Origin of the sequence: Mesobacterium pallidum (assembly GCF_019966535.1) — a bacterium.
In the GTDB taxonomy this organism is placed as follows: Bacteria; Pseudomonadota; Alphaproteobacteria; order Rhodobacterales; family Rhodobacteraceae; genus Mesobacterium; species Mesobacterium pallidum.
Map to the genome: position 1 here is coordinate 51516 of NZ_JAIMID010000015.1, position 23563 is coordinate 75078.

Consider the following 23563-nt stretch of genomic DNA (forward strand, 5'->3'; position numbering starts at 1 on the left):
GGCAGCCACGCACCGGCCCGCAAGGAGGCACCCATGACCCACCCCACCATCGGCTTCATCGGCCTCGGCCTCATGGGCCGCGCCATGGTCGGCTGCCTGCAACGGGCAGGCTATGCCGTCACAGTCCTCGGCCACCGCGACCGCACGGGGATCGAGGAAGCCCTTTCGCGCGGCGGCACCGAGGCGACCAGCGCCCGTGACCTCGCCCGCGCGACCGACATCGTCATGCTCTGCGTCGGCACGTCCGAGCAGGTCGAAAGCCGCATCTTCGGCGCGGACGGCGTGCTCGCCGGCACCCGCGACGGGCAGGTGGTGATCGACTTCGGCACATCGCTGCCCGCCTCGACGCTCAGGATCGGCGCGGCGCTGGCCGAGCAGGGCGCGATCTACCTCGACGCGCCGCTGGGCCGCACCCCGGCCCATGCCGAAAAGGGCGACCTCAACATCATGTGCGCGGGTGACAAGGTGGCCTTCGACAACATCCGACCGGTGCTGGATGTGCTGGGCGAGAACGTCTTTCACCTGGGCAAGCTGGGCAACGGCCACACGATCAAGCTGATCAACAACTATTTCGCCATGACGACGGCCTGCGCCATGTCCGAAGCCTTTGCCCTGGCCGATGCCGCCGGGATCGACCGCGGGGCGCTGTATGGCGTCATGGCCGCCGGGCCGAACCATTCGGGCATGATGGACTTCATCCGCAACTACGCGGTGGACGGGCAGATCGACCTTGCCTTCTCGGTCGCGAACGGGTCCAAGGATGTGGGGTATTACCGCCAGATGGCGCAGGACCTCGGCCTTCACAGCCGCATGTCCACCGCGGCCGACGCGACCCTGCGCGAGGCCATCGCCTCGGGAAGCGGCGGGATCATGGTTCCCGAGATGGTCGACTGGATGGCCCGCAACCTGGGGAGGGAGACGACATGAGACTGCAAGGAAAGACCGCCTTCGTCACCGCCGCCGGCGCCGGCATCGGCCGCGCCTCGGCCGAGACGCTGGCCCGCGAAGGCGCCCGTGTCATCGCCACCGACCTGCGCGGCGACCTGCTCGAGGGCCTCGAGGTCGACCAGCACTTCGCGCTCGACGTGATGGACAGCGCGGCCCTTGCGGCGGCGGTCGAGGCCGCCCAGCCCGACGTGCTGGTGAACTGCTCGGGCATCGTCCACAACGGCACAATCATGGATACGGACGATGCCGATTTCGACCTGGCCATGAACCTCAACGTCCGGGCGCATTTCCACGCGATCAAGGCCGCGCTGCCGGGGATGCTGGGGCGCGGTGGCGGCGCCATCGTCAACATCGCCTCGGTCTGCTCGTCCCTGCGCGGGCTGCCGAACCGGTTCATCTACGGCACGTCCAAGGCGGCGCTGATCGGCCTGACCAAGCAGGTCGCGGCCGATTACATCACGCAGGGCATCCGCTGCAACGCCATCGCGCCCGGCACAGTCGACAGCCCGTCGCTGCAGGGCCGGCTGCGCGATACCGGTGATTACGAGGCGGCGATGAAGGCCTTCGTCGCGCGCCAGCCCATGGGACGGCTGGGCGAGGCGCAGGAGATTGCCGACCTGGTGCTCTACCTTTCCAGCGACGAAAGCCGCTACATGACCGGCCAATGCGTGGCCATCGATGGCGGCATGACGATGTGATGGCATGAGTCAGGCGCGTCCCCGCGAAGAGCGCACCGGCGCCGGCATCCTGACCATGGCGCTGGCGGTGGTGTTCTTCACCTGCATCGACACCTCGGCCAAGTGGCTCACGCTGGCGGGCCTGCCGGTGATCCAGGTCGTCTTCTGCCGCTACCTCGGCCACCTGGTCTACGCGCTGGCGCTCTACGGGCCCCAGGAGGGGCGCGACATCTTCCGCTCGAACGCGCCGGTGCGGCAGGTGCTGCGGTCGGTCTTCCTGTTCGGCAGCACGATCTGCAACTTCATGGCGCTGAAGTACCTGCCGATCACCGTCACCACGACCATTGCCTTTGCCCAGCCGATCCTGATCACCCTGCTGGCCATCCCGATCCTCGGCGAAAAGGTCGGCCTGCGCCGGTTCCTCGCGGTCTGCACCGGGTTCCTGGGCGTGCTGGTGGTGGTCCAGCCCTGGCGCGCGGAATTCCACCCGGCCATGTTCTTCAGCCTCGCCGCGCTGACCATCGCCTCGCTCTACTTCATCATGACACGGATGCTGGCGGGGATCGAAACGCAGGCGACGCAGCAATTGTGGTCGACCGCGCTGGCCACCATCGTCCTGCTGCCCTTTGCTCTGAACGTCTGGACCTGGCCCGAGACCGGCCTGCAATGGCTGATCCTCTGCGCCATCGGCGGCTTCGGCGCGGCGGGTCACATCGCGGCAAACCTCGCCCACCGCTGGGCCGATGCCTCGATCCTGGCGCCGATGATCTACAGCCAGATCTTCCTCGCTGCCGTGGCCGGCATCCTGGTCTTCGACACCTGGCCGACGGTCTGGACCCTCGGAGGCGGCCTCATCATCATCGCCTCCGGCCTCTACATCTGGCAACGCGAACGCAGCCTGGCCAAAAGGCCCTGATCCCTCTTCATCTTGCCAATAAACTCTCGGGGGTGTGGGGGCAGACAGCCCCCACGCAGGCTGGCCACACGCGGTTCAATCCTCGTAATGCCCCGCCTTGGCAAACCCGCCCCCCTGGTAGATCACCGCCGGGTCATTGGGGTCCTCCTGCGCGGCATCGTCGAAGAGATGCGCGAACTGGCGCGACGAATCCCGCGGCACCCAGCCAAGAAAGGCCGCTTCGCGGTTGTCCCACCATTGCTCGTCGTTGTCCGACACGCCGTAGACGATGGGACAGCCCAGCCGGGGCGCGTCCAGCATCCGCCCGATCAGCCGCAGGAAGTCGGCAGCCGACAGCCAGGTCGCCATCATCCGCCGGTCCTTGGGCTGCGGGAAACACGACCCGATCCGCACGATCAGCGTCTCGATCCCGTACTTGTCCCAGTAAAGGCTCGCCAGCCCCTCGCCATAGACCTTGCTGACCCCGTAGTTCGAATCCGGCCGCACCGGCGAAGACCCCACCAGCCGATCCTCGCGCTTGTGAAAGCCGATGGCGTGGTTGGACGAGGCGAAGAGCATCCGCTTGACGCCTTCCTTCCGCGCGGCCTCGTAAAGGTGATAGGTCCCCTCGATATTGACCTTGTGAATCAACTCCGCCGTGTTCTCGGTCGAGACGCCGCCGAAATGCAGCACCGCGTCGCAGCCGCGCACGAGCTCGCGCAGCCGGTCGGTGTCGGTCAGGTCGCAGGGCACGATCTCCTCGTGCGGCGCCGCCTCCCCCAGGTCGGCCACGTCCGACAGCCGCACGTGATGCGCCAACTCGCCAAGGCCCGGCCGCAGCTGCGCCCCGACGATCCCCGCCGCGCCGGTCATCAAAAGGCGGTTCACCTTGCGCATCGGCTCAGCCCCGCCCGATATAGGGCATGGTGGTCGCCATCACGGTCATGAACTGCACATTCGCTTCCAAGGGCAGGGACGCCATGTGCAGCACCGATTTCGCGACGTTACCGACATCCATCACCGCCTCGACCTGGATCGACCCATCGGCCTGCGGCATGCCCGTCGTCATCTTGCGCGCCATCTCGGTCAGGGCGTTGCCCACGTCGATCTGCCCGCAGGCGATGTTGAACGGCCGACCGTCCAGGCTGATCGACCGCGTCAATCCGGTGATCGCGTGTTTCGAGGTCGTATAGGCCGCCGAGCCCCAGCGCGGCACATAGGCCGAGATCGAGCCGTTGTTGATGATGCGCCCGCCCTGCGGGTCCTGCGCGCGCATCCGCTTGAAGGCCTCGCGCGCAGTGATGAAGGACCCGGTGACGTTGACGTCGATCAGCCCGCGCCAGTCGGCGACCGACAGCTCGTCGATGGTCTTGCCCTGGATCGACACGCCCGCGTTGTTGAACACCGCGTCAAGGTGCCCCCAGGCATCAATGGCGGTGCCGAAGGCCGCCTCGACCGCGGCTTCGTCGGTCACGTCGCAGGGCAGGACCAATGCGTCGGCATGGCCGCCTGCGGTGTCTTCCAGTGCTTCGGCGCGCCGGCCGATCAGCCCGACTTTCCAGCCTGCGTCCAGGAAAGCGCGGGCGGTCGATTGGCCGATGCCGCTGCCGGCGCCCGAGATGATGATGGTGCTCATGTCCGTCTCCGTCCGTGCCGGGTCAATGGTTGTCGCGCGGCAGGTCCTGCCCGACCTTGTGATAGGCGGTCGCGAGCTCGAGGCAGCCGCCATCGGCCAGCTGGCCCACATGGGTGCGGTAGATTTCCTGCCAGGGGGTCTGGTGGCGCAGCTCGGGCGCGACCCAGGCGTCGATGCGGGCCTGCCATTCGGCCGGATCGACCAGCGCGTCCATGGTCGAGGCGTTCAGGTCCAGCCGCACCTTGTCGCCGTCCCTGAGGTAGGCAAGCCCCCCGCCCACCACCGATTCCGGCGAGGCGTTGAGGATCGACGGGCTTTCAGAGGTGCCCGATTGGCGGCCGTCGCCCACCGTGGGCAGGTGGTTGATCCCCGCCTTGATGACCGCGTCCGGCGGCTGCATGTTCACCACCTCGGCGCTGCCGGGATAGCCGACGCAGCCCACCCCGCGGATGAACAGGATCGTCTTCTCGTCGATCCCCAGGGCCGGGTCGTTGATCCGGTCGTGGTAATCCTCGGGCCCCTCGAACACCACCGCCTTGGCCTCGAACACGCCTTCCGAGCCCGGCTCGGACAGGAAGCGCTTGCGGAAATCGTCCGAGATCACGCTGGTCTTCATCAGCGCGGAATCGAACAGGTTGCCCGACAGCACCTTGAATCCGGCGTTCTTGCGCAGCGGCGCGTCATAGGTGGTGATGACGTCGTGATCGACGCTTTCCCAGCCCGTCAGGTTCTCGCCCATGGTCTGGCCGGTGGCGGTCATGGCGCCGGTGCGGATGCGCCCGGCCTTCATCAGCTCTCCCATCACCGCAGGCACGCCGCCGGCACGGAAGAAGGATTCGCCCAGATACTCTCCCGCCGGCTGCATGTTCAGCATCAGCGGCACGTCGTAGCCGATGCGTTCCCAGTCCTTGACGTTCAGCTCGACCCCCATGTGGCGGGCGACGGCCTGCAAATGCGGCGGGGCGTTGGTGCTGCCGCCGATGGCCGCGTTCACGACGATGGCGTTCTCGAAGGCCTCGCGGGTCATGATGTCCGACGGTTTCAGGTCATCCAGCACCATCTGCACGATGCGCTTGCCGGTCTCGTAGGCCATGCCCATCCGCTCGCGGAAGGGCGCGGGGATCGCCGAGTTGCCGGTCAGCGACATGCCCAGCGCCTCGGCCATGGCGTTCATGGTCGAGGCCGTACCCATCGTGTTGCAATGGCCAAGGCTGGGGGCCGAGGAACAGACCCGCCCCATGAACTCCTCGTAGTCGATCTTGCCCTCGGCCAGCAGACGGCGCGATTCCCAGATGATCGAGCCCGAGCCGGCGCGCTTGCCCTTCCACCAGCCGTCAAGCATCGGCCCGCCGTTGAGCGCGATGGCCGGGATGTCGACGGTGGCCGCGCCCATCAGCATGGCGGGCGTGGTCTTGTCGCAGCCGGTGGTCAGCACGACCCCGTCGATCGGGTAGCCATGCAGCACCTCGACCAGCCCAAGATACGACAGGTTCCGGTCCAGCGCGGCGGTCGGGCGCTTGCCGGTTTCCTGGATCGGGTGGACCGGGAATTCCATCGGGATGCCGCCCGCCTCGCGGATGCCGGCCTTGATCCGGTCCATCAGGAAGACGTGGATCTTGTTGCAGGGTGCCAGGTCGCTGCCGGTCTGGGCGATGCCGATGATCGGCCGTTCCGATTGCAGCTCGCCCCGCGTGAATCCCTGGTTCTGGTAGCGTTCGACGTAGATCGCGGTCATGCCGGGGTTATTCGGATTGTCGAACCATTCCTGCGATCTGAACCGCTTGCGTGCGCGTGTGTCTGACATGTGGCCCTCCCCGGGATGTGGTCGCCTGCGGCATCCGATAGGTCGTTCGGGGCGCGGGCCTTGCCGTAGCAAACCCATTTGGTATACCAAATGCAAGCAGATTTGCGGAGGGGGAGATCACGGATGCGGCTGTTACCGGCCCTGGCCATCGGGCTTGCCATGCTGCCCCGTATGGGCGCGACCGAGGCTGTCGATGCAAAGGCCTACCTGGCCTGTATCGCGGGCGGGGAGGCGCTGCAATCCTGCCTTGCGGTGGCCCATGCGGCCTGCGACGCGATCCCGGCCGAAACACCCGCCGCGGCCATCGCCTGCTACCGCGCGGCCGAGCAGGGCTGGACCGATGCGATCAAGTCCACGCTGCAATCGCGGGCCGAGACCATGGCGCCGGACGCGCTGACGGCCCTGTCGATCAACACCCGTTATGACCTCATGACCGCGCTGCTGCAATGCGACCGGCGGCAAGAGATCGGGCTGGCCGTGACCCAAGACCCCGCGCCCGAGATCCAGGCCGCCCGCGCCCGCTGCGGCGCGCTCTCGGCGGCGCTGGTACTTGCGCGGCTGGGCGCTGCGCCATGACGCCGCGCGCGGCCTTCTGGCGCGGCTACCGCGACTGCGCGCCCTTCATCCTGATCGTCGCGCCCTATTCGATGTTGTTCGGCGTTGTGGCGCGGGACGCAGGCCTCGACGTGGTGCAGACCATGTCCATGTCGGTTCTGGTGATCGCCGGCGCCTCGCAGTTCACTGCCGTGGCCCTGTTGCAGGACCATGCCCCGGTGCTGATCGCGCTGCTCGCCTCGCTGGCCGTGAACCTGCGGATGGCGATGTATTCGGCCGCGCTGGTGCCGCATGTCGGGCATGCGCGGCTTTGGGTGCGGGCGGTGATGGCCTACCTGATGGTCGACCAGGCCTTTGCCGTGGCCGTGCGCACCTACGAGGATCGGCACGACATGACGCCCGCCGCCAAGGTCGCCTATTACTTCGGCTGCATGATGCTGATCTGTCCGTTCTGGTACGGCTTCACCTTTGCGGGCGCCGTGCTGGGGCAAGCTGTCCCCGCGTCCTGGTCGCTGGATTTTGCCGTGCCGGTCTGTTTCATCGCCCTGGTCGCGCCGCTGCTGCGGACCGGCACGCACCGCGTCGCGGCGCTGGTCTCGGGTGTCGCAGTATTGGGCTTTGCCTGGGTGCCCTGGTCGCTGGGGCTGATCATCGCGGCCCTCGCGGGGATCGTCGCCGGGGCGCAGGCCGAGCTCTGGCTCGCGCGGCGCCGGGTGCCCGCATGATCGACGCGGGCGATTTCTGGCTGCTGACCGGGCTGATGGCCGTCGGGACCTTTGCGATCCGGTTCTCGTTCCTGGGGCTGCTCGGCGGGCGCGAGCTGCCGGGCTGGCTGCTGCTGCATCTCAAGTACGTGGGCGCGGCGGTCTTCCCGGCGCTGATCCTGCCGCTGCTCGCCTGGCCCGCCGCGACGGGAGGAGAGACTGATCCCATCCGCCTCGTCGCCGCGCTGGCCGCGTTCCTTGCCGGGATGCGTCTGTCGGTCATCTGGGCCATCGTGGCCGGGATGGGAACGCTCTACCTGCTGCAAGTCCTGTTCGCCTGAACCATCGGAGTCCGCCATGATCCACGAACCGCCCGCCCTGACCATCCTCCGCGACTTTCCCCGCCCGACCGGGGCGCAGGTGGCCCCGTTCCGCGACGTGCCCACCGGGTTCGTCTGCGACGCCATGGGCGGGCAGGGGGCGTTGGCGTCCGTGATCCAGCCGCTGGGCGGCGGGCGCGACATCGACTGCCGCGCGGTCGGCCCGGCGCTGGTCGCGGACAATGGCCCGGCCGAGGCGGCGCTGGAGGAAAAGGTCAGGGGCGGCTATTGCGACGTGCCTGAAGTGGCGGCGATGATCGCGGACGGGCGCGCGGTGGTGAGCGGGTAGGGGGCGCTGCCCCCGTCCGCCAGGGCGGACTCCCCCGGAGTTTATTGGCAAGATGAAGGGGATCCCCGGGCGTCTTGTTCAGAGGCGGGCCGCCTGGAGCGAGGGCATTGGGGGCGCTGCCCCCGTCGCCATGGCGACTCCCCCGGGGTATTTCCGGAAAGATGAAAGGGATCGGGGGCTTTCGGGCGGCGGTCAGGCCCTGGTGAAGGCGCTTCTGGCGCCGGCGGAGTCCTGGGTCTTGAAGATCGAGCCGGTGTCGGGGGCCGGGGGAAGCGGCATGCGGATGGGGACCTGCTCGATGCGCGGGGTGAGACAGGGGGCGCCGGTGATCGTGCGCTCTTGCAGGTCTTCCCAGAATTTCCGCTGGCCGAGGCCGTGGAAGTACGACCCGGCGCCGAGCAGGGGCCAGGCGTCGGCCGATGCGACTTCGTAGAACAGGATCTTGCGGGCGCGGTCCGACAGGTTCGGGGCCGAGCCGTGCAACACGCGGACATGGTGCACCGTCATGCTGCCGGCGCGGCCGGTGAGGGTGACGGCCCTTTCGGGCTGGAACAGCGGATCATCGGGGTCGATGGCCCCGGCGAAGACACCGTTGGCCATGTGGCTCAGCACCGGGCCGCGGTGGGTTCCTGGAATGACCATGAGCGGGCCGTTGTCCGGGGTCACGTCCTCGAGCATCAGCCCGAAGGCCAGCAGGTCGTCGTTGGTATGCGGATAGAAGGCCCAGTCCTGGTGCCATTCCACCGCGCGCCCGCCACCCGGCGCCTTGGTGTTGAGCTTGGAGGTCAGCAGCGTCGTCGCCGGCCCCAGCAGGTCGGTCAGCACCTCGGTCATGCGCGAGTCGCGCAGCACCTCCCAGAAATACGGGTCCTGTTTGTGCGGGACCTTGATGCGCGTCAGCCGCGGCGTCTCGGGCCCGTGACCGGTGTCGAGGTCGTAGACCTCGTCGCTTGTGGTCACCTGCCGCGAGGCGTCGATCAGCCGGTTCGTGATCTCCTGCATCCGGGCCAGCTGGTCGGGGCTGACCGCGTCCTCGACCAGGAGATAGCCGTTCTCGGCGTAGAAGTCCTTTTGCGCGGCGGTGAGCATCAGCCCCGGCCCTTTGCCGCTTCTTTCTCCATGTCGAGGCCGTTCAGCCGCGCGATGTGGTCGGCGATCCAGGGCACGTAATCCTCGCCGTGGCCGATCGCCTCGACATGGGCGAAATACTGTCGCGTGGCCGAGGCGATGAGGCTGAGCGCGCCGGCCTCGGCGGCCATGGCATTGGCGTAGCGTACGTCCTTCGCGGCATTCGTCACGGTGAACTTGTGCGCGTCGCGGTTGCGGTCCACGGCGTAGGACATGAACGTGTCGAAGAACCCGTTGCCGAGGCGCGACGATCCGATGACCTTCTGCACGGTCGCCGGAGCGATGCCGACCTTGGCGCCCAGCACCGTCGCCTCGGCGTAAAGCGCGGCGTAGGACATGGCGATGAGGTTCATCAGGAGCTTCATCTTGTGGCCCGCGCCCACCGGGCCGACGTGGTTGATGTTGCCCGCCCATGTCTCGATGATCGGCTTGACGCAGTCGAAGACATCCGCATCGGCCCCCACCATGGCGTCGAGTGTGCCGGCCTCGGCCTCCTTCGGGGTGCGGCCCAGCGGGGCGTCGACGAACCTGCCGCCCTTGTCCGCCAGTGCCTCGGCCAGGGCGAGGGTGGAGTTCGGATCGGCGGTCGAGGCGTCGACGACGATCAGCCCGGGGCGCGCGCCGGCCAGCAGCCCGTCGTCGCCGTGGAAGACGCCTTCGACCTGGGGCGAGTTCGACAGGCAGATGTGGATCACGTCGCACTGTGCGGCCATCTCGCGGGGGGAGGCCGCCTCGGTCGCGCCCTTCGCGACAAGGTCCTCGACCGGCGCGCGGTTGCGGTTGCCCTTGACGACCAGCGGGTAGCCGGCGCCGAGGATGTTGGCGGCCATGCCGTGGCCCATCAGGCCGACACCGATGAAGCCGATGGTGGGTTTGTCGCTCATGGCTCTGTCTCCTGTTCAGAGGCTTGCGGTGATGCCGCCGTCGACGAACAGCGTGTGGCCGTTGACGAAGCTGGAGGCGTCGGAGGCGAGGAAGATGCAGGCGCCGACCAGTTCCTCGACCCGGCCCCAGCGCCCGGCGGGGGTGCGCTTTTCCAGCCATGCGGAAAACTCGGGGTCGGCGACCAGCGCGGCGTTCAGGGGCGTGTCGAAATAGCCCGGCGCGATGGCGTTGCAGTTCAGGCCATGCCGCGCCCAGTCGGTGGCCATGCCCTTGGTCAGGTTGGTGATCGCGCCCTTCGAGGCCGTGTAGGGCGCGATGCCCGGCCGGGCCAGCGCCGACTGGACCGAGGCGATGTTGATGATCCGGCCCCGCCCGCGCGAGATCATGTGCCGCGCCACCGCCTGCCCGACGTAGAAGGCCGAGTTGACGTTGGTGCGCATCAGCCGGTCGAAGGCCTCGACCGGGAAATCCTCGAGCGGGGCGCGGTGCTGCATCCCGGCGTTGTTGACCAGGATGTCGATGGGGGTGCTGCCTGCGTAACCATCCACAGCCGTGCGGACGGCATCGGCATCGGTCACGTCGAAGGGCAGGGTGTCGACCGTCGCGCCCGTGCTGCGCAAGGCTTCGGCGGCCTCGTCCAGCCGCGCGCCGTCGCGGGCGTTCAGGACGATCCGCGCGCCTGCTGCGGCCATGCCGCGCGCCAGCGCCAGCCCGATCCCCATGGATGATCCGGTGACCAGGGCGGTGCGCCCGGTCAGGTCGAATAGCTGCATGTCACCTCCCTCGGTACGCGCCTTGGCGCGGGGCGTCGGCGCGGCATTGACATTGCCGCCCAAACCCGTACCCATGAAAATGGTATACCATTTCGGGGGCGATGCAAGCATCGTCCCGGGCAGGGAGGATGGCCCGGATGCAAGCGTTATATGCGCATGGCGCAAAGGATCTGCGCCTGTCTTCGTGCGAGCTGGCGGCGCCGGGGCCGGGCGAAGTCTCGGTCCGGCTGGCGCGCGGGGGGATCTGCGGGTCGGACCTGCATTACTTCAATCACGGCGGGTTCGGCACGGTGCGGCTGCGCGAGCCGATGATCCTGGGCCACGAGGTTTCGGGCCATGTCACGGCCCTGGGCGACGGCGTGAGCGGGCTCGAGGTCGGGCAGCTGGTGGCCGTGTCGCCCTCGCGTCCCTGCGGGGACTGCGGCGAATGCCTGCGGGGGCTGCCGAACCAGTGCCTGAACATGCGCTTCTACGGCTCGGCCATGCCTTTTCCGCATATCCAGGGCGCCTTTCGCGAGGAGCTGGTGGCGGGCGCCGCTCAATGCATCCCGGCCGACGGTCTGGACCCGGCGCAGGCCGCCATGGCCGAGCCGCTGTCGGTCGCCCTGCATGCCGTGCGGCGGGCGGGCGAGATGCTGGGCCGCCGCGTGCTGGTCACCGGCTGCGGTCCGATCGGCGTGTTGGTCATCCTCGCTGCCCGGCGGGCCGGGGCGGGGCAGATCGTGGCGACGGATATCAGCGACCGGATGCTGGAGTTTGCGCGGGCTGCGGGCGCCGATGTCGTGCTGAACACGCGCGAAGACCCCGAGGCGCTGGCGCCCTTCACTGCCGGCAAGGGCACGCTGGACGTGCTCTTTGAATGTTCCGGCGCGCAGCCGGCGCTTGTCGCGGGCATCGGCGCGCTGCGGCCGCGCGGGCGGATCGTGCAGCTGGGCCTGTCGGGCGACATGTCCCTGCCGATGATGCAGCTGACCGCCAAGGAGCTTGAGCTCTGCGGCTCCTTCCGCTTTCACGAGGAATTCGCGGTCGCCGTGGACATGATGCGCAAGGGGCTGATCGACGCCGGCCAGCTGCTGACGCACAGCTTCCCGCTGGCGGATTTCGCGGATGCCTTCGCCATGGCCAACGACCGAACACAGGCCATGAAGGTGCAGCTGGATTTCGCCGCATGCTGACCTTCACGGCCGCTGTCTTCCTGCTGTTCATCACGCCGGGGCCTGGTGTGCTGACCACGGCGGGCTTTGGCGCGGCCTACGGGTTCCGGCCGTCGCTGCGCTATGTGCTCGGCCTTTTCATCGGCACCAACCTCGTGATGCTGGGCGTCGTGACCGGCGTCGCGGCGGTGATCCTGTCGCTGCCCTGGCTGCGCATCGTGCTGATGATCGCCTCGGTCGGCTACCTCATCTACCTCGCTGCCCGCATCGCCTTTGCCGGGGCGAAAATCGCGTTCATGGAGGCAAAGGCCCCGCCCGGCGTGCTGGGCGGGCTGGCCTTGCAGGCGATCAACCCCAAGGCCTACGCAGTCAACACCTCGCTGATCTCGGGGTTCAACTACGCGCCCGACGCCTATGTGTTCGAGGTGGTCAGCAAGGCCGTCATCATGAACGCGATCTGGATTCCCGTGCACCTCGCCTGGCTCTGGGCCGGGGTCGCGCTGCACCGGCTCGACCTGTCGCCCCGGGCGCAGCGCGGGATCAACTATGCCATGGCGCTTTCGATGCTGGGCGTCGTGGCGCTGGCGCTCTGGTCGGCGGCGCAGACATGACCGATGTGAATGAACAGGAGACTCCCATGACTCCCATCCCCGATGCCACGCTGGTCGGCCGTGCCTGGCTGCCGCAGATCGGCCCCGCTCTGGTGCGGCTGGACGGCGAGACGCTGGTGGATATCACCAGCCGCGAGTTGCCGACCATGCAGGCCCTGCTCGAGGCCGAAGACCCCGCCGCCACCGCCCGCGCCGCGCCCGGGCACGCGCTGTGCGCGTTGGCGGATCTGGGCGGCGCGGGCAAGCCGCAGCTGCTGGCCCCGCCTGATCTGCAGGCGATCAAGGCCTGCGGCGTGACCTTCGCCCAAAGCATGGTCGAGCGGGTGATCGAGGAACAGGCTGCCGGTGACCCGGACCGGGCCGAGGCGATCCGCGCCCGTGTGGGCACCGCGATCGGTGACAGCCTGTCGGGCATCGTGCCGGGCTCCGACAAGGCGATGGAGGTCAAGCGCGTGCTCCAGGCCGAGGGGCTCTGGTCGCAATACCTCGAGGTCGGGATCGGCCCGGATGCCGAGGTCTTCACCAAGTGCCAGCCCATGGCCTCGGTCGGCCATGGCGCCGCCATCGGGCTGCACCCGGTGTCGCGCTGGAACAACCCCGAGCCCGAGATCGTGCTGGCCGTGTCCTCCTGCGGCACCATCGTCGGCGCGACGCTGGGCAATGACGTGAACCTTCGCGACGTCGAGGGGCGCTCGGCCCTGTTGCTGGGCAAGGCCAAGGACAACAACGCCTCCTGCGCCATCGGGCCGTTCCTGCGGCTCTTCGATGACGGCTATTCGCTTGACGACGTGCGCCGGGCCGAGCTGACGCTGCGGGTCGAGGGGGAGGATGGCTTTATCCTCGACGGCGCCTCGTCGATGCGCGCGATCAGCCGTGACCCGGCTGACCTCGTGGCACAGACCATCGGCGCGCATCACCAGTACCCGGACGGGTTTTTCCTGTTCCTCGGCACGCTCTTCGCGCCGACGCAGGACCGCGACGCGCCGGGGCAGGGGTTCACGCATCACATTGGCGACGTTGTCACGATTTCCGAGCCCAGCCTGGGCGCGTTGACCAACACCGTGCGGCTCACGACCGAGTGCCCGGAATGGACCTTCGGCACCTCGGCCCTGATGCGCAACCTCGCTGAAAGGGACATGCTGTGACCGGGCTGCGCGTCTTTGACGACCGCAATTGTTCGCTGGGCGAGGGGCCGCTGTGGCACCCGGCGCGCGGCCAGTTCTTCTGGTTCGATATCAACGCGCATCGCCTGCTGACGCGGACCGAGGACGGCCCGCAGCACTGGCAGTTCGACGACTACGTCAGCGCGGCGGGCTGGGTCGATCCGGGCAGGCTGATGGTCGCCACGGCCAGCGCGCTTGTGCTCTTCGACCTCGGCACCGGCGCGCAGGAGAAGATCTGCGATCTCGAGGCGGACAGCCCCGCCACCCGCTGCAACGATGGCCGTGCGGACCCGTATGGCGGTTTCTGGATCGGCACCATGGGCATTGACAAGCAGCCCGATGCCGGCGCGATCTATCGCTATTACCGGGGCGAGCTGCGCCAGCTCTACGCCCCCTGGTCGATCCCCAACGCGATCTGCTTCACGCCCGACGGCGGCCATGCCTATCTTGCCGACACGCCGCGTAATCGGGTCTGGCGCCAGCGGCTGGACGCGCAGGGTTGGCCCTCGGGTGAGCCCGAGCTGTTCCTTGACCTGCCGCTGGACAGCTACCGTCCGGATGGCGCCGTGGTGGACAGCGCGGGCGACATCTGGATCGCGCAGTATCGCCACGGCAAGGTGGTCCGGTTCTCTCCGAACGGGCCGGAAAGGCAGGTGATCCCCGTCCCCGCCGCCCGCACCACCTGCCCGGCCTTCGGCGGGCCGGAGCTGACGACACTCTACATCACCACCGCGAACCAGGAAATGGACGCCCCGGGCGAAGCGGACGGCCGCACCTACGCCCTTGAGGTCGACGCACGCGGGCAGGCCGAACACCGGGTGATCCTGTGACACGGTTCCTTGCCATCGGCGAATGCATGGTCGAGCTGGCCGAGACCGGCCCCGACACCTACCGCCGGGGCTTTGCCGGCGACACGTTCAACACCGCCTGGTACGCGCGCAAACTGCTGCCCGCCGACTGGTCGGTCGGCTACGCCAGTGGCATCGGCACCGACGCTGTGTCCGAGGAAATGGCGGCATTCATTGCCGCGCAGGGCATCGACACCTCTGCCTTGCGGCGGGTGCCGGGCCGCACGGTCGGCCTCTACATGATCTCGCTGAAGGACGGCGAGCGCAGCTTTTCCTACTGGCGCAGCCAGTCAGCGGCCAAGCTGCTGGCCGAGGATGAAAGCTGGCTGGACAACGTCTGCGCGGGCCGCAAGATCATCCATTTCTCGGGCATCACGCTGGCGATCCTGTCCCCCGACCACCGCGAGACGCTCTGCGCCGCGCTGGCCCACGCCCGTGCCGGCGGGGCCACGATCGCCTTCGACACCAACCTGCGCCCGCAGCTCTGGGGCAGCACCGAGGCGATGCGCGACGGCATCACCCTGGGCGCCTCGGTTGCGGATGTGCTGCTGCCGTCCTTCGACGAAGAGGAAGGGCTGTTCGGCGACGCGACACCCGCCGACACCGTCGCGCGCTACCGCGACGCGGGCGCGCAGGTGATCGCGGTCAAGAACGGCGGCGGGGACGTCACGCTATGGGACGCGGACGGGTTGCGCACGCTGCATGTCGACAAGGTGCCGCAGGTCGTGGATTCCACCGCCGCCGGCGACAGCTTCGGTGCCGCTTTCCTGGCGGACCTCGGCCAGGGCCACGGCACCGACGCATCCGCGCGGGCGGCGATGAAACTGGCAGCAAAGGTCATCCAGGCGCGCGGGGCGCTCGTCCCCGCGATCTTCGAGGGAGGAGGAGAGACATGAAGGTACTCATCATCGGTGGCGGCGGGGTCATCGGCCAGAAGCTGGGGCAACGGCTTGCCGCGCGCGGTACCCTGCGGGGGCAGGCGATCGACCGCATCGTGCTGGCCGATATCGTCGACCCCGCGCCCATTTCGGGCGACGTTCCAGTCGACACGATCCAGGTCGACATCGCCGACCCGCAATCGGTTGCCAAGGCCGTGACGGCGGATGTGGACGTGATCTACCTGCTCGCCGCCATCGTCTCGGGTCAGGCGGAATCGGACATGGACCTCGGCTACCGCATCAACCTGCAGGGCACGATCAACGTGCTGGAACAGGCGCGGGCGCTCGGGACCTGCCCGGTCGTGGTCTTCTCGTCCTCGATGGCGGTCTACGGCGGCGACGTCCCGGACCCGATCGGCGATCACACGCCGCTGCTGCCGCAGACCTCTTACGGCGCGCAGAAGGCGATGGGTGAGCTGCTGGTCAACGACTACACGCGCAAGGGCTTCATCGACGGGCGCGGCTTCCGGCTGCCGACGATCTCTGTCCGGCCGGGCAAGGCGAACCTCGCGGCGTCGAGCTTCATGTCCTCGATCCTGCGCGAGCCGCTGAACGGGCAGGCGGCGATCTGCCCGGTCGAGGACGACTTCCCCCACTACTACCTCAGCCCCCGCATGTGCGTCGAAAACCTCGTCCGCGGCGCCGAGATCGCCGCCGAGGACCTGGGCACCAACCGCTGCATGCAGATGCCGGGCCGGATGTGGACCATCCGCCAGCTGATCGACGCCATGACGGCGGTGGCGGGGCCCGAGCCGGCCAAGCTGATCCGCTGGGAGGCGCAGCCCGAGGTGCAGCGCATCGTCATGGGCTGGAAATACGATCTGCGCGCCGACCGGGCCCTGTCGCTGGGCCTGACGGCGGATGACAGCTTCGAGGACAACGTGCGCTACTACATCGAGGACGACCGCCCCGCCGCCCCTGCCTGAAGCCGCCGGACCGCGCGCCCGGCCCAGCTGTCGGATTGCCTCCGGCGGGAGTATTTCAGGAACAGTGAAAGGGCAGGCGCGCCCAGCCCTTCATTGTTTTCCAAATACCTCGGGGGGAGTCACCAAAGGTGACGGGGGGCTGGCCCCCCTGTCGCACCGTCTGCCACCCGCGCCGCACCTGTGCTTCCTTGGTCCCGAAAGTACCTCGGCGGGCGCGCTTGCGCGCGGGGGACTGGCCCCCTGCGACGTCCGACCCGGACGCTCAGTTCACCGGGGTGAGCAACCCGCTGCCGCCCAGGAAGGCGCTGACGTTGTCGCGCTGCAACTGGCCCATGGCGGCGCGGGTCTCGACCGTGCCCGAGCCCTGGTGCGGCTGGATCACCACGTTGTCCAGCGCATAGAAGCGCGGGTCGATCGCGGGCTCGTTCAGGAAGACGTCAAGCCCGGCGCCAGCGATGGCCCCGCTTTCCAGCGCGTCCAGCAGGGCCGCTTCATCGATCGTGGTCCCGCGCGAGATGTTCACGACGATGCCGCGGGGGCCGAGCGCGGCCAGCACTTCCTTCGAGACGAAGCCCTCGGTGTCCTTGCCGCCGACAAGTGCGACGACCAGGTAGTCGACCGCCTTGGCCAGCGACACCGGGTCGGCATGCCAGGTCCAGCCGGGCGTGTCCTTCTCGGACCGCGCGAAATAGTGGATGTCCATCTTGAACGCCGCCAGACGGTCGGCGATCTCGCGCCCGATCCGGCCCAGCCCGACGATCCCCGCCGTGCCGCCGCTGATCTTGCGGTTCAGGCGGTATTCGCCCTTGGCCTTCCAGTCGCCCGACCGGGCCCAGGCCGAGGCTTTCTCCATCTCGCGGCCCTGCATCAGCAGCATCGCGACGGCGAGGTCCGCCACGTCGTCGTTCAGCACGTCGGGCGTGTTGGTCACCTTGACCCCGCGCGCCGAGGCGGCGGCGGTGTCGATGGCATCGTAACCCACGCCGTAATTGGCGATCAGGCCGAGTGCGGGCAGCAGGTCCATCTGCGCGGCGCCGAAGGGCTTGTGCCCCTTGTAGGCCACGGCCGTGACCGCGTCGCGCTCCGCCACGTCGCCCAGCCCCTCGGGGCCGTCGAGGAACGCCGCGCCCAGGGCGGCAAGGGCCGCGTGATCGTCGTCGCTGTAGGGGCCGATGGCCAGGATCTTGGGCATGGGTGCCTCCTGAATTTGGTATACCAGATGTGTGCGGCGCGGCGGGCGCCCTGTCAACCGGGCTCAGATGTTGTCGGGCCGGAAGCCAAGCGCATCCTGCTGGCGGCGCGCGCGGTCCGTGGTGGCCTTGCGGCGGGCGCGGCCGCGTCGTTCGGCCCGGGCCTGCGCGATGCGGCGCATCAGGTCGGCCAGCCGGCCCGGGATGCGGCCCTGGTTGCCGAAGGTCGCCCGCCGGACCAGCCGCACGAGGCCCGGCACCTGGTCGGTGAACAGCGCATCCTCGAGCGACACGAAGGCCTGGGCCGAACCGCGCTGCCCCTGCCGCGCGGCCCGGCCGATCAGCTGCCGGTCGATCCGGGCCGAGCCGTGGAATTCGGTCAGGATGACATGCAGCCCGCCTATGGCCTCGACCTCGGGCGCCACGGGGATGTCGGTGCCGCGCCCGGCCATGTTGGTCGCGACGGTGATGCGCCCCGCCGCCCCCGCGCGGGCGACCAGCGCGGCCTCGTCCGCGTCCTGCCGGGCGTTCAGCACCTGCGGATCGAGGCCGAGGTCGCGCAGCCGCGCCGCCACCTCTTCGGAGGCCGCGACCGAGCGGGTGCCGACCAGCACCGGCCGCCCCGCGCCCGCCAGCTTGCGGGCCGCGGCGGTGACGGCGCGCCATTTCGCCTCGCTGCTGCCGAAGGCGCGGGTGGGCCAGTGCGCGCGGCGCGGCCGGCGATGGGTCGGCAGGCGCAGCACGGCCCGGCCATGGGTCAGCCGCAGTTCGCGCGCGACCTCGGCCGCGGTGCCGGTCATGCCCGCGAACCACAGGTAGCGGGAAAAGAATGTCTGGTAGGTGATCTGTGCCAGGGTCTCGCGCTGGCCCGATCGCTCCACCTCTTCCTTGGCCTCGATCATCTGGTGCAGGCCGGATTGCCATTGCCTGTCGGCCATGACGCGGCCGGTGAATTCATCGACGATGGCGATGCCGTCCTCGGTGCGGATGTAATGTTCGTCGCGGATGTAGAGGTGCAGCGCCGACAGCGCCTGCACCAGCGCCTCGCGCCGGGCGGGTTCGGGGCGCAGCTCGGGCGTCGGCGGGTCGAGCGCGGCCAGCACGTCTTCGGCCGGGGGCAACAGGCGCACGGCGCGGGCCTTGGTGTCGACGCGGTAGTCGCGGCCCTCGGTCAGCGATGCGGCCAGCGCCAGCATGACCGCCTGCGCATGGCGAGCGTCCTCGCCGCCGGGGCGTTCGGCGGTGATGATGAGGGGCGTCTGCGCCTCGTCGATGAGGATGCTGTCCACCTCGTCCACCACCGCGAACCCCAGCCCCCGCGTCAGGATACGCCGCGCATCCGGCCCGGCGTGGCGCGACAGCACCCGGCGCGACAGGCTGGCGAGCGTGGACCGGTCCGCGCCGATGGCCAGCCGGTCCCGCAGGTAGTCGAAGGCGACGTCCGAATTCGTCGCGAAGACCACGTCGCGGTCGTAAAGCGCCGGGCGCTCGTGATGCTCGGTGTCCTCGGTGATCACGGAATGGGTCAGGCCGAAGGCATTGAGCACCGGGGCCAGCGTCTCGCGGTCGCGGGTGGCAAGGTAGGGGTTCACCGTGATCACATGCACCGGCGTGCCGGTCAGCGCGACCAGCACGGCGGGGACGAGGGTGGTGATCGTCTTGCCCTCGCCCGTCGCCATCTCGACGATGCGGCCGCGCGCCAGGGCCAGGCCGCCGGTCATCTGCACCGGGTGATGGCGGAGGCCAATGGTGCGAAAGGTCATCTCGCGCACCCCGGCGGCGGCGATCCGCAGGGGGGCGCCGCGCAGCCCGTCGGCGATCAGGCGCGGGGCCTGCGCGCGGACCTCGGTCACGATGGCGGCCGTGTCCAGCGTCTCCATCCGCGCGCCTTCGCGCAGGATCGCGCGGGTCTCGGCCCGGACCCCGAGCCCCGGCCCGGTGGCGGCGCGGCGCAGGCGCGACAGGACCGCGCGCACCGCCTCGTCCGACTTGTGCGGGCGGGGCGGGCGGCGCTCGGGCTCGACCGTGTCGGCGCGGTCGGCGATGTGCCAGGGGCGCGGATCAGACGTCGAAAGCATCGAGGAACACCGCCCGCACCGCCCGAGAGATCCGCGTGGCGAGGGGCTTGGGTGCAAAGGTCAGCCGCACATGCGCACGCATCCCCCAGGCGGGGCGGGAGGGCGCGTCGAGCGCCACGTCGAACTGGAAGAGCCGCGTGGCGCTGCGCAGGCTTCCATCCTGCGTGGGCGTCGTGGCGAAGGGCCCGCCGCCGTCCAGCGCCAGCACGGGCGAGGGCAAGGCGTCGGACCCCGCCGGCACGCTGCGCGCTACGTGGCCCGGCAGGGCGCGCGAGATGTCCGAGGCAAAGCGCACCTCGACCCGGCGCACCTCGCCGCGTACCAGCTCGGCCAGGTCTTGCGGGACGGCGACGCGGATCACCGGGGGCGTGTCGGGCAGCACATGGGCGATGACCTCGCCGCGGCGAAAGAACCGGCCCTCGGGGCTGGTCTGGCCGGGGATGTCGAGCTGTCCGGCCAGCTCTGCGGTGACCGACAGGGCGGCCAGGCGGTCCTGCGCCTGGGCGAGGGTGGCGGCGGCTTGCTCCACCGCTTCGGACCGATCGGCGGCTTGTGCGCGGTCGGTCACACGTGCGGCTGCCAGCTCGGCCCGGGCGCGGGCCAGCTGCGCCTCGGCCATACGGACCCGGGCGGAAAGATCGGGGGCGGAGAGCGTCAGCAGCGGTGCCGCAGCATCGACCATGGCGCCCGGGGGCTGGGCCAGCGACGCGACGCGCCCATCCTCGGGCGCGCGGACAAAGGCGTCGTCGGGCAGCCAGGTGACCCCCTGCACCACCGCCATATGCGGCAGCGGCACGGCGAAGAGCCCCAAGGCCAGCAGCCCGCCCGCCGCCAGGGCGCCCCCCGTCGCCCGCCCTCCGGCAGCGCGGATGCGCGGGTCGGTCCAGGCCTTGCGCGCGGTCTTGAGCGCCGGCCAGAGCAGCGACAGCGTCAGCGACCAGGCCGCCAGCACGATGCCCAGCAGCCGGTACGTTCCAGCGACGAAGAGCGCGATGGTGAGCGAGATCATCACCCGGTAGACCAGCGCCGCCGGGGGGTAGAGCGCGAACCACAGCCGCTCCCACCGCACGGTCTGCATCCGGGCGCGGGGCCGCTCGATGGTGCCCAGCAGGTGGATGCGCAGCTTTTCGCCCCACCATTGGTTGCCGCGCTGGGCCAGGTTGGGGATCTCGATCAGGTCGCACAGAACGTGGTAGCCGTCGAACTTGAGCAGAGGGTTGCCGTTGACCGCCAGCGTCGACAGGCCCGAGATCACCATGGTGTTGAAGAGCACCGCCCGCAAAGCGCCGGGTTCCGTGTGGATCCACAGCAGGAAGGCGAGGGAAGCGATCACCAGTTCGACCACCACGCCGGCGGCGGCCACGGCGGCCCGGTCCCACTTGGACGGAAAGCGCAGAGCGGCCGAGGCCTCCACGTAGGGGATCGGATAGAAGGCGATGAACATCAGCCCCATCTCGTGCACCTCGCCGCCGCGCGACCGGGTGACGACGCCATGGCCGATCTCGTGCAGCGCCTTGACCACCGGGTAGATCAGCGCGATCAGCCCGAGGTTCTCGAGGTCGAGAAAGCCGTCGAGCCCGCGCGCCCGCAGCGCCGCCCAGTGCAGCGGCAGCTGCGTGAGGCCTGCCAGGATCACCGCCAGCGCGATCAGCCACCAGAGCGCCGAAGGCAGCGGCGACATCGCCCGCGCCAGCGCCTTGAGGAAGCGGTCGGGGTCGACCAGCGGTAGCGTGGCCGAAAGCGGGTTGAGCAGCAGCTTGCGCCAGGCCATGCCGCGCGCCTTGTCGCGGCGGGTCAGCAGGTCTGCGAGGTGCGGCGTCTCGGCGCTTTCGAGCAGGTCGGCCTGGTGCAGCTGGGTCATCAGCTGCACGACCTCGTCCTGGGTCGGGGCGTCCTCGGCCAGCGTCTCCGACACGTCCTGCCAGATCCGCTTCACATCCTGCGTGCCGTCGAACCGGCCCGCGATGGCCCAGGCGGCGGGGGTCAGCCGGTGCACCTTGGTGCCCGTGCGGTCGGTCAGCACGTACCAGGGCCGGCCGAGGTAGACATGCCGGGTGGCGCTGGCGTCGCGGCGCAGGCGCGGCCGCGCCTCGGCCACGCGGTACCAGTCCTGCGACCGGTGGCTGTCGGTCGTCATGGCCAGATCCGCCAGAGCAGCAGCCGCAGGCGCACCCATGTGCCCCGCGTCCAGGCGCGGGCCAGCGAGGTCCGGCCGGCGGTGATCTTGGCCGTGCCTTCCATACCCGGGCGCAGGGTCGGGGGAGGTTCGGTCACCCGCGCCTCGACGCGGAACCGGTTCTCGCCCTCGGCCGGGTCCGAGACGGCGGCGATGGCGGTTACGGTGAAGGGTACCGGCTGGCCGGGCAACCCGGTCAGCACCGCCTGTCCCGCCTGGCCTGGCGCCACCAGCCCGAGGTCGTACTCCGACAGGTCGATCCGCAGCCGCCAACCGCTTTGCGCGGCGATTTCGAACAGGGTGTCGCCCCGGGTGACGGGCGCGCCGATGCGTTGCGACAGGTCGCCCGAGACGATCAGCCCGGCAATCGGCGCCGTGATCTCGAGCCGCGACAAGCGCTCGGCGATCAGGTCGAGCGCGGCCCTGGCCTCGTCCAACTCGGCATTGGCAATGGCGGCGGCGGCGCGGTCGCCGTCCGACAGCGCCTCGCGCAGCGCCTGCCGGGCCTGGCCCACCCGCGCCTCGGCGCCGCTGCGTTCCAGCGCCAGGTCGCGGTCGTCGAGCCGGGCCAGCAGCTGACCCTCGGTCACCTCCTGCCCGGCGCGGGCGAATTGCTCGGCCACGAAACCGTCCACGGGCGCGACGGCGGCCTGTTGCACCGCGCCCTCGAGCGTGGCATCAGCGCGCAGGCGCAGGTCGGTGGGGATCACCCAGGGCAGGCCCAGCACCAGCGCGGCCGCCAGCGCGCCCGCCGCGATGGCCGGACGGCGGCCCAGCAGGGCCGTGGCCCCCCGGCCCGCCCAGTCGCGCAGCCGCCCCGAGACCAGCCGCCGCGCGTCATGCTTGGCCTTGAGCAGCGGTGCGATGGCCGCCGCGACCAGCCGCAGTTCGTCCAGCGTGCGATCGGCCAGCCGCATCGCGTCCTCGCCCCGGGCGCGTTGCAGCGTCAGCACGCCGACCACCTGCCCGCGCACCAGGAGCGGGGCCGAGACCAGCGCCCCCGCCCCCAGGTCCTGCGCCAGCGCGCGGTGCGCGCCGTCGATCATGCGGCGTCCGTCCGGGCGCTCGGGCCAGGCGATCACCTCGGACTGCGCCACGACCTCGTCCATCGCCGCCTCCCAGGCGCGGGCGCGGTCGGATTTGCGCGCGAAACTCGCCTGCCGGCTCAGGGCCTCGAGCCGCACCCGGCCGCGCCGGACCATCCCCAGCGCCGCGCCGTCGAACCCGGTGTGTTCCGGCACCGCGTTGACCAGCGACAGCGCGGCTCCGTCGAACCGTTCATGTTCGTCGGCGGCGGCCAGCAGGGCCGTCATCAGCCGCGCCGAGTCCGCCTGCCGCCGGCCCAGTGTCGCCTGCCCTTCCCACAGCCGTGCCTCGATCCAGCCGCAGGCCCAGTGCAGTTCGCGCATGAGCGTGCGGAACCGGGCGCCGTCCGGGTGGCGGGTCAGCGCCAGCACCAGGATGCCCTGCACCTCCGCCCCCGTCTCGACCGGGTAGCCCAGCAGGGTCCGCGCCGCGTCGCGGTGCAACAGCGGCTCGGGGTGGCGCAGAACGGCCTCGGCCAGGGTCGCCATGGCCCGGTCCTCGCCGCTGGCCTGCCAGAGCGCGGCGGTGCCCAGCCGCCCGCCCTCACCGCGCAGGAACAGCGCGCCACCGCTGGCGTCGGGAATGCGCCCCGCCGCGATGGCCAGCCAGCCGGACAGGAAGGCGCCGCTGTCTCCGGGCGCCAGGAAATCCCGCCAGGGGTCGGCACCGTGGCCCTGCGGCGCATCGGTGGGTGTCTGTTGCCCGCTGCCGCCGTCCAC

Annotated in this window: 23 protein-coding genes; 13 read left to right on the forward strand and 10 right to left on the reverse strand. The window is 69.9% G+C overall.

Translation table 11 applies throughout. The features are described from left to right. Positions 1 to 33 precede the first annotated feature (33 nt). From MF270_RS19600 to MF270_RS19610, 3 genes are read left to right on the forward strand one after another with little or no spacing between them, the layout of a single operon-like run. Positions 34 to 927 carry an NAD(P)-dependent oxidoreductase gene (locus MF270_RS19600; RefSeq protein WP_238367475.1) on the forward strand — a complete coding sequence of 298 codons (894 nt, stop codon included), beginning with the start codon at positions 34 to 36 and terminating at the stop codon, positions 925 to 927. Further along, a complete protein-coding gene (locus MF270_RS19605) occupies positions 924 to 1646 on the forward strand; it encodes an SDR family oxidoreductase (protein WP_238367476.1) in 723 nt (240 codons plus the stop codon). Before MF270_RS19600 ends, MF270_RS19605 begins: the two co-directional genes overlap by 4 nt. Before the next feature lie 4 nt (positions 1647 to 1650). Then, a complete protein-coding gene (locus MF270_RS19610) occupies positions 1651 to 2541 on the forward strand; it encodes a DMT family transporter (protein ID WP_238367477.1) in 891 nt (296 codons plus the stop codon). A gap of 75 nt (positions 2542 to 2616) precedes the next feature. Here the strand turns inward: MF270_RS19610 and MF270_RS19615 are convergent, their stop codons facing one another. Genes MF270_RS19615 through MF270_RS19625 form a run of 3 tightly spaced genes read right to left on the reverse strand, consistent with a single transcriptional unit; the run spans position 2617 to position 5960 of the window. Beyond that, entirely contained in the window at positions 2617 to 3417 is an 801-nt protein-coding gene (locus MF270_RS19615) for an NAD-dependent epimerase/dehydratase family protein (protein ID WP_238367478.1), read from the reverse strand. 4 nt (positions 3418 to 3421) lie between these two features. Beyond that, positions 3422 to 4156, reverse strand: a complete 735-nt coding sequence (locus MF270_RS19620; RefSeq protein ID WP_238367479.1) for an SDR family oxidoreductase — start codon at positions 4154 to 4156, stop codon at positions 3422 to 3424. Between the two features lie 22 nt (positions 4157 to 4178). Further along, entirely contained in the window at positions 4179 to 5960 is a 1782-nt protein-coding gene (locus MF270_RS19625) for an IlvD/Edd family dehydratase (RefSeq protein ID WP_238367480.1), read from the reverse strand. 123 nt (positions 5961 to 6083) lie between these two features. Between MF270_RS19625 and MF270_RS19630 the strand changes: the two genes are divergently transcribed. Genes MF270_RS19630 through MF270_RS19645 form a run of 4 tightly spaced genes read left to right on the forward strand, consistent with a single transcriptional unit; the run spans position 6084 to position 7888 of the window. Continuing rightward, the gene (locus MF270_RS19630) at positions 6084 to 6536 is read left to right on the forward strand and encodes a hypothetical protein (RefSeq protein ID WP_238367481.1); all 453 of its coding nucleotides are present in this window, start codon (positions 6084 to 6086) and stop codon (positions 6534 to 6536) included. After that, positions 6533 to 7240 (forward strand): AzlC family ABC transporter permease, encoded by a 708-nt coding sequence (locus MF270_RS19635; protein ID WP_238367482.1) that lies wholly within the window; start codon positions 6533 to 6535, stop codon positions 7238 to 7240. Before MF270_RS19630 ends, MF270_RS19635 begins: the two co-directional genes overlap by 4 nt. Further along, positions 7237 to 7560, forward strand: a complete 324-nt coding sequence (locus MF270_RS19640) for an AzlD domain-containing protein (protein ID WP_238367483.1) — start codon at positions 7237 to 7239, stop codon at positions 7558 to 7560. Before MF270_RS19635 ends, MF270_RS19640 begins: the two co-directional genes overlap by 4 nt. Positions 7561 to 7576: 16 nt before the next feature. Then, positions 7577 to 7888, forward strand: coding sequence for an RraA family protein (locus tag MF270_RS19645; RefSeq protein ID WP_238367484.1), 312 nt, complete (start codon positions 7577 to 7579; stop codon positions 7886 to 7888). A gap of 192 nt (positions 7889 to 8080) precedes the next feature. On the opposite strand, the gene MF270_RS19650 is transcribed toward MF270_RS19645, so the two are convergent. The 3 genes from MF270_RS19650 to MF270_RS19660 are packed head-to-tail and all read right to left on the reverse strand — an operon-like array spanning position 8081 to position 10674. Beyond that, positions 8081 to 8977, reverse strand: a complete 897-nt coding sequence (locus MF270_RS19650) for a phytanoyl-CoA dioxygenase family protein (protein WP_238367485.1) — start codon at positions 8975 to 8977, stop codon at positions 8081 to 8083. After that, on the reverse strand, positions 8977 to 9900 hold the full coding sequence (locus MF270_RS19655) for an NAD(P)-dependent oxidoreductase (protein ID WP_238367486.1): 924 nt from the start codon (positions 9898 to 9900) through the stop codon (positions 8977 to 8979). The genes MF270_RS19650 and MF270_RS19655 overlap by 1 nt, the downstream gene beginning before the upstream one ends. Before the next feature lie 15 nt (positions 9901 to 9915). Continuing rightward, positions 9916 to 10674: an SDR family oxidoreductase gene (locus tag MF270_RS19660; protein ID WP_238367487.1), complete on the reverse strand. Its 759-nt coding sequence runs from the start codon at positions 10672 to 10674 to the stop codon at positions 9916 to 9918. 137 nt (positions 10675 to 10811) lie between these two features. Between MF270_RS19660 and MF270_RS19665 the strand changes: the two genes are divergently transcribed. Genes MF270_RS19665 through denD form a run of 6 tightly spaced genes read left to right on the forward strand, consistent with a single transcriptional unit; the run spans position 10812 to position 16314 of the window. Continuing rightward, positions 10812 to 11849: an L-idonate 5-dehydrogenase gene (locus MF270_RS19665; protein ID WP_238367488.1), complete on the forward strand. Its 1038-nt coding sequence runs from the start codon at positions 10812 to 10814 to the stop codon at positions 11847 to 11849. Then, a complete protein-coding gene (locus MF270_RS19670; RefSeq protein ID WP_238367489.1) occupies positions 11843 to 12439 on the forward strand; it encodes a LysE family translocator in 597 nt (198 codons plus the stop codon). Before MF270_RS19665 ends, MF270_RS19670 begins: the two co-directional genes overlap by 7 nt. Before the next feature lie 26 nt (positions 12440 to 12465). Next, positions 12466 to 13584, forward strand: a complete 1119-nt coding sequence (locus tag MF270_RS19675; protein ID WP_238367490.1) for a fumarylacetoacetate hydrolase family protein — start codon at positions 12466 to 12468, stop codon at positions 13582 to 13584. Then, positions 13581 to 14432, forward strand: a complete 852-nt coding sequence (locus MF270_RS19680) for an SMP-30/gluconolactonase/LRE family protein (protein WP_238367491.1) — start codon at positions 13581 to 13583, stop codon at positions 14430 to 14432. The genes MF270_RS19675 and MF270_RS19680 overlap by 4 nt, the downstream gene beginning before the upstream one ends. Then, positions 14429 to 15346, forward strand: coding sequence for a sugar kinase (locus MF270_RS19685; protein WP_238367492.1), 918 nt, complete (start codon positions 14429 to 14431; stop codon positions 15344 to 15346). The genes MF270_RS19680 and MF270_RS19685 overlap by 4 nt, the downstream gene beginning before the upstream one ends. Next, positions 15343 to 16314 (forward strand): D-erythronate dehydrogenase, encoded by a 972-nt coding sequence (gene denD, locus MF270_RS19690; RefSeq protein ID WP_238367493.1) that lies wholly within the window; start codon positions 15343 to 15345, stop codon positions 16312 to 16314. Before MF270_RS19685 ends, denD begins: the two co-directional genes overlap by 4 nt. 262 nt (positions 16315 to 16576) lie before the next feature. On the opposite strand, the gene MF270_RS19695 is transcribed toward denD, so the two are convergent. The 4 genes from MF270_RS19695 to MF270_RS19710 all read right to left on the reverse strand — a co-directional run bounded on the left by MF270_RS19695 (position 16577) and on the right by MF270_RS19710 (position 23563). Next, complete coding sequence (locus tag MF270_RS19695; protein WP_238367494.1) at positions 16577 to 17506, reverse strand: 2-hydroxyacid dehydrogenase; 930 nt, start codon at positions 17504 to 17506, stop codon at positions 16577 to 16579. A gap of 63 nt (positions 17507 to 17569) precedes the next feature. Further along, on the reverse strand, positions 17570 to 19582 hold the full coding sequence (locus MF270_RS19700) for a preprotein translocase subunit SecA (RefSeq protein ID WP_238367495.1): 2013 nt from the start codon (positions 19580 to 19582) through the stop codon (positions 17570 to 17572). Then, on the reverse strand, positions 19566 to 21719 hold the full coding sequence (locus MF270_RS19705; protein WP_238367496.1) for a zinc metalloprotease: 2154 nt from the start codon (positions 21717 to 21719) through the stop codon (positions 19566 to 19568). The genes MF270_RS19700 and MF270_RS19705 overlap by 17 nt, the downstream gene beginning before the upstream one ends. Beyond that, a complete protein-coding gene (locus tag MF270_RS19710; RefSeq protein WP_238367497.1) occupies positions 21716 to 23563 on the reverse strand; it encodes a GAF domain-containing protein in 1848 nt (615 codons plus the stop codon). Before MF270_RS19710 ends, MF270_RS19705 begins: the two co-directional genes overlap by 4 nt.

Coding starts and splice junctions, on each gene's coding strand:
- MF270_RS19600 (WP_238367475.1), top strand. CDS start 34: ATGACCCACCCCACCATCGGCTTCATCGGCCTCGGCCTCATGGGCCGC.
- MF270_RS19605 (WP_238367476.1), top strand. CDS start 924: ATGAGACTGCAAGGAAAGACCGCCTTCGTCACCGCCGCCGGCGCCGGC.
- MF270_RS19610 (WP_238367477.1), top strand. CDS start 1,651: ATGAGTCAGGCGCGTCCCCGCGAAGAGCGCACCGGCGCCGGCATCCTG.
- MF270_RS19615 (WP_238367478.1), bottom strand. CDS start 3,417: ATGCGCAAGGTGAACCGCCTTTTGATGACCGGCGCGGCGGGGATCGTC.
- MF270_RS19620 (WP_238367479.1), bottom strand. CDS start 4,156: ATGAGCACCATCATCATCTCGGGCGCCGGCAGCGGCATCGGCCAATCG.
- MF270_RS19625 (WP_238367480.1), bottom strand. CDS start 5,960: ATGTCAGACACACGCGCACGCAAGCGGTTCAGATCGCAGGAATGGTTC.
- MF270_RS19630 (WP_238367481.1), top strand. CDS start 6,084: ATGCGGCTGTTACCGGCCCTGGCCATCGGGCTTGCCATGCTGCCCCGT.
- MF270_RS19635 (WP_238367482.1), top strand. CDS start 6,533: ATGACGCCGCGCGCGGCCTTCTGGCGCGGCTACCGCGACTGCGCGCCC.
- MF270_RS19640 (WP_238367483.1), top strand. CDS start 7,237: ATGATCGACGCGGGCGATTTCTGGCTGCTGACCGGGCTGATGGCCGTC.
- MF270_RS19645 (WP_238367484.1), top strand. CDS start 7,577: ATGATCCACGAACCGCCCGCCCTGACCATCCTCCGCGACTTTCCCCGC.
- MF270_RS19650 (WP_238367485.1), bottom strand. CDS start 8,977: ATGCTCACCGCCGCGCAAAAGGACTTCTACGCCGAGAACGGCTATCTC.
- MF270_RS19655 (WP_238367486.1), bottom strand. CDS start 9,900: ATGAGCGACAAACCCACCATCGGCTTCATCGGTGTCGGCCTGATGGGC.
- MF270_RS19660 (WP_238367487.1), bottom strand. CDS start 10,674: ATGCAGCTATTCGACCTGACCGGGCGCACCGCCCTGGTCACCGGATCA.
- MF270_RS19665 (WP_238367488.1), top strand. CDS start 10,812: ATGCAAGCGTTATATGCGCATGGCGCAAAGGATCTGCGCCTGTCTTCG.
- MF270_RS19670 (WP_238367489.1), top strand. CDS start 11,843: ATGCTGACCTTCACGGCCGCTGTCTTCCTGCTGTTCATCACGCCGGGG.
- MF270_RS19675 (WP_238367490.1), top strand. CDS start 12,466: ATGACTCCCATCCCCGATGCCACGCTGGTCGGCCGTGCCTGGCTGCCG.
- denD (WP_238367493.1), top strand. CDS start 15,343: ATGAAGGTACTCATCATCGGTGGCGGCGGGGTCATCGGCCAGAAGCTG.
- MF270_RS19695 (WP_238367494.1), bottom strand. CDS start 17,506: ATGCCCAAGATCCTGGCCATCGGCCCCTACAGCGACGACGATCACGCG.
- MF270_RS19700 (WP_238367495.1), bottom strand. CDS start 19,582: ATGCTTTCGACGTCTGATCCGCGCCCCTGGCACATCGCCGACCGCGCC.
- MF270_RS19705 (WP_238367496.1), bottom strand. CDS start 21,719: ATGACGACCGACAGCCACCGGTCGCAGGACTGGTACCGCGTGGCCGAG.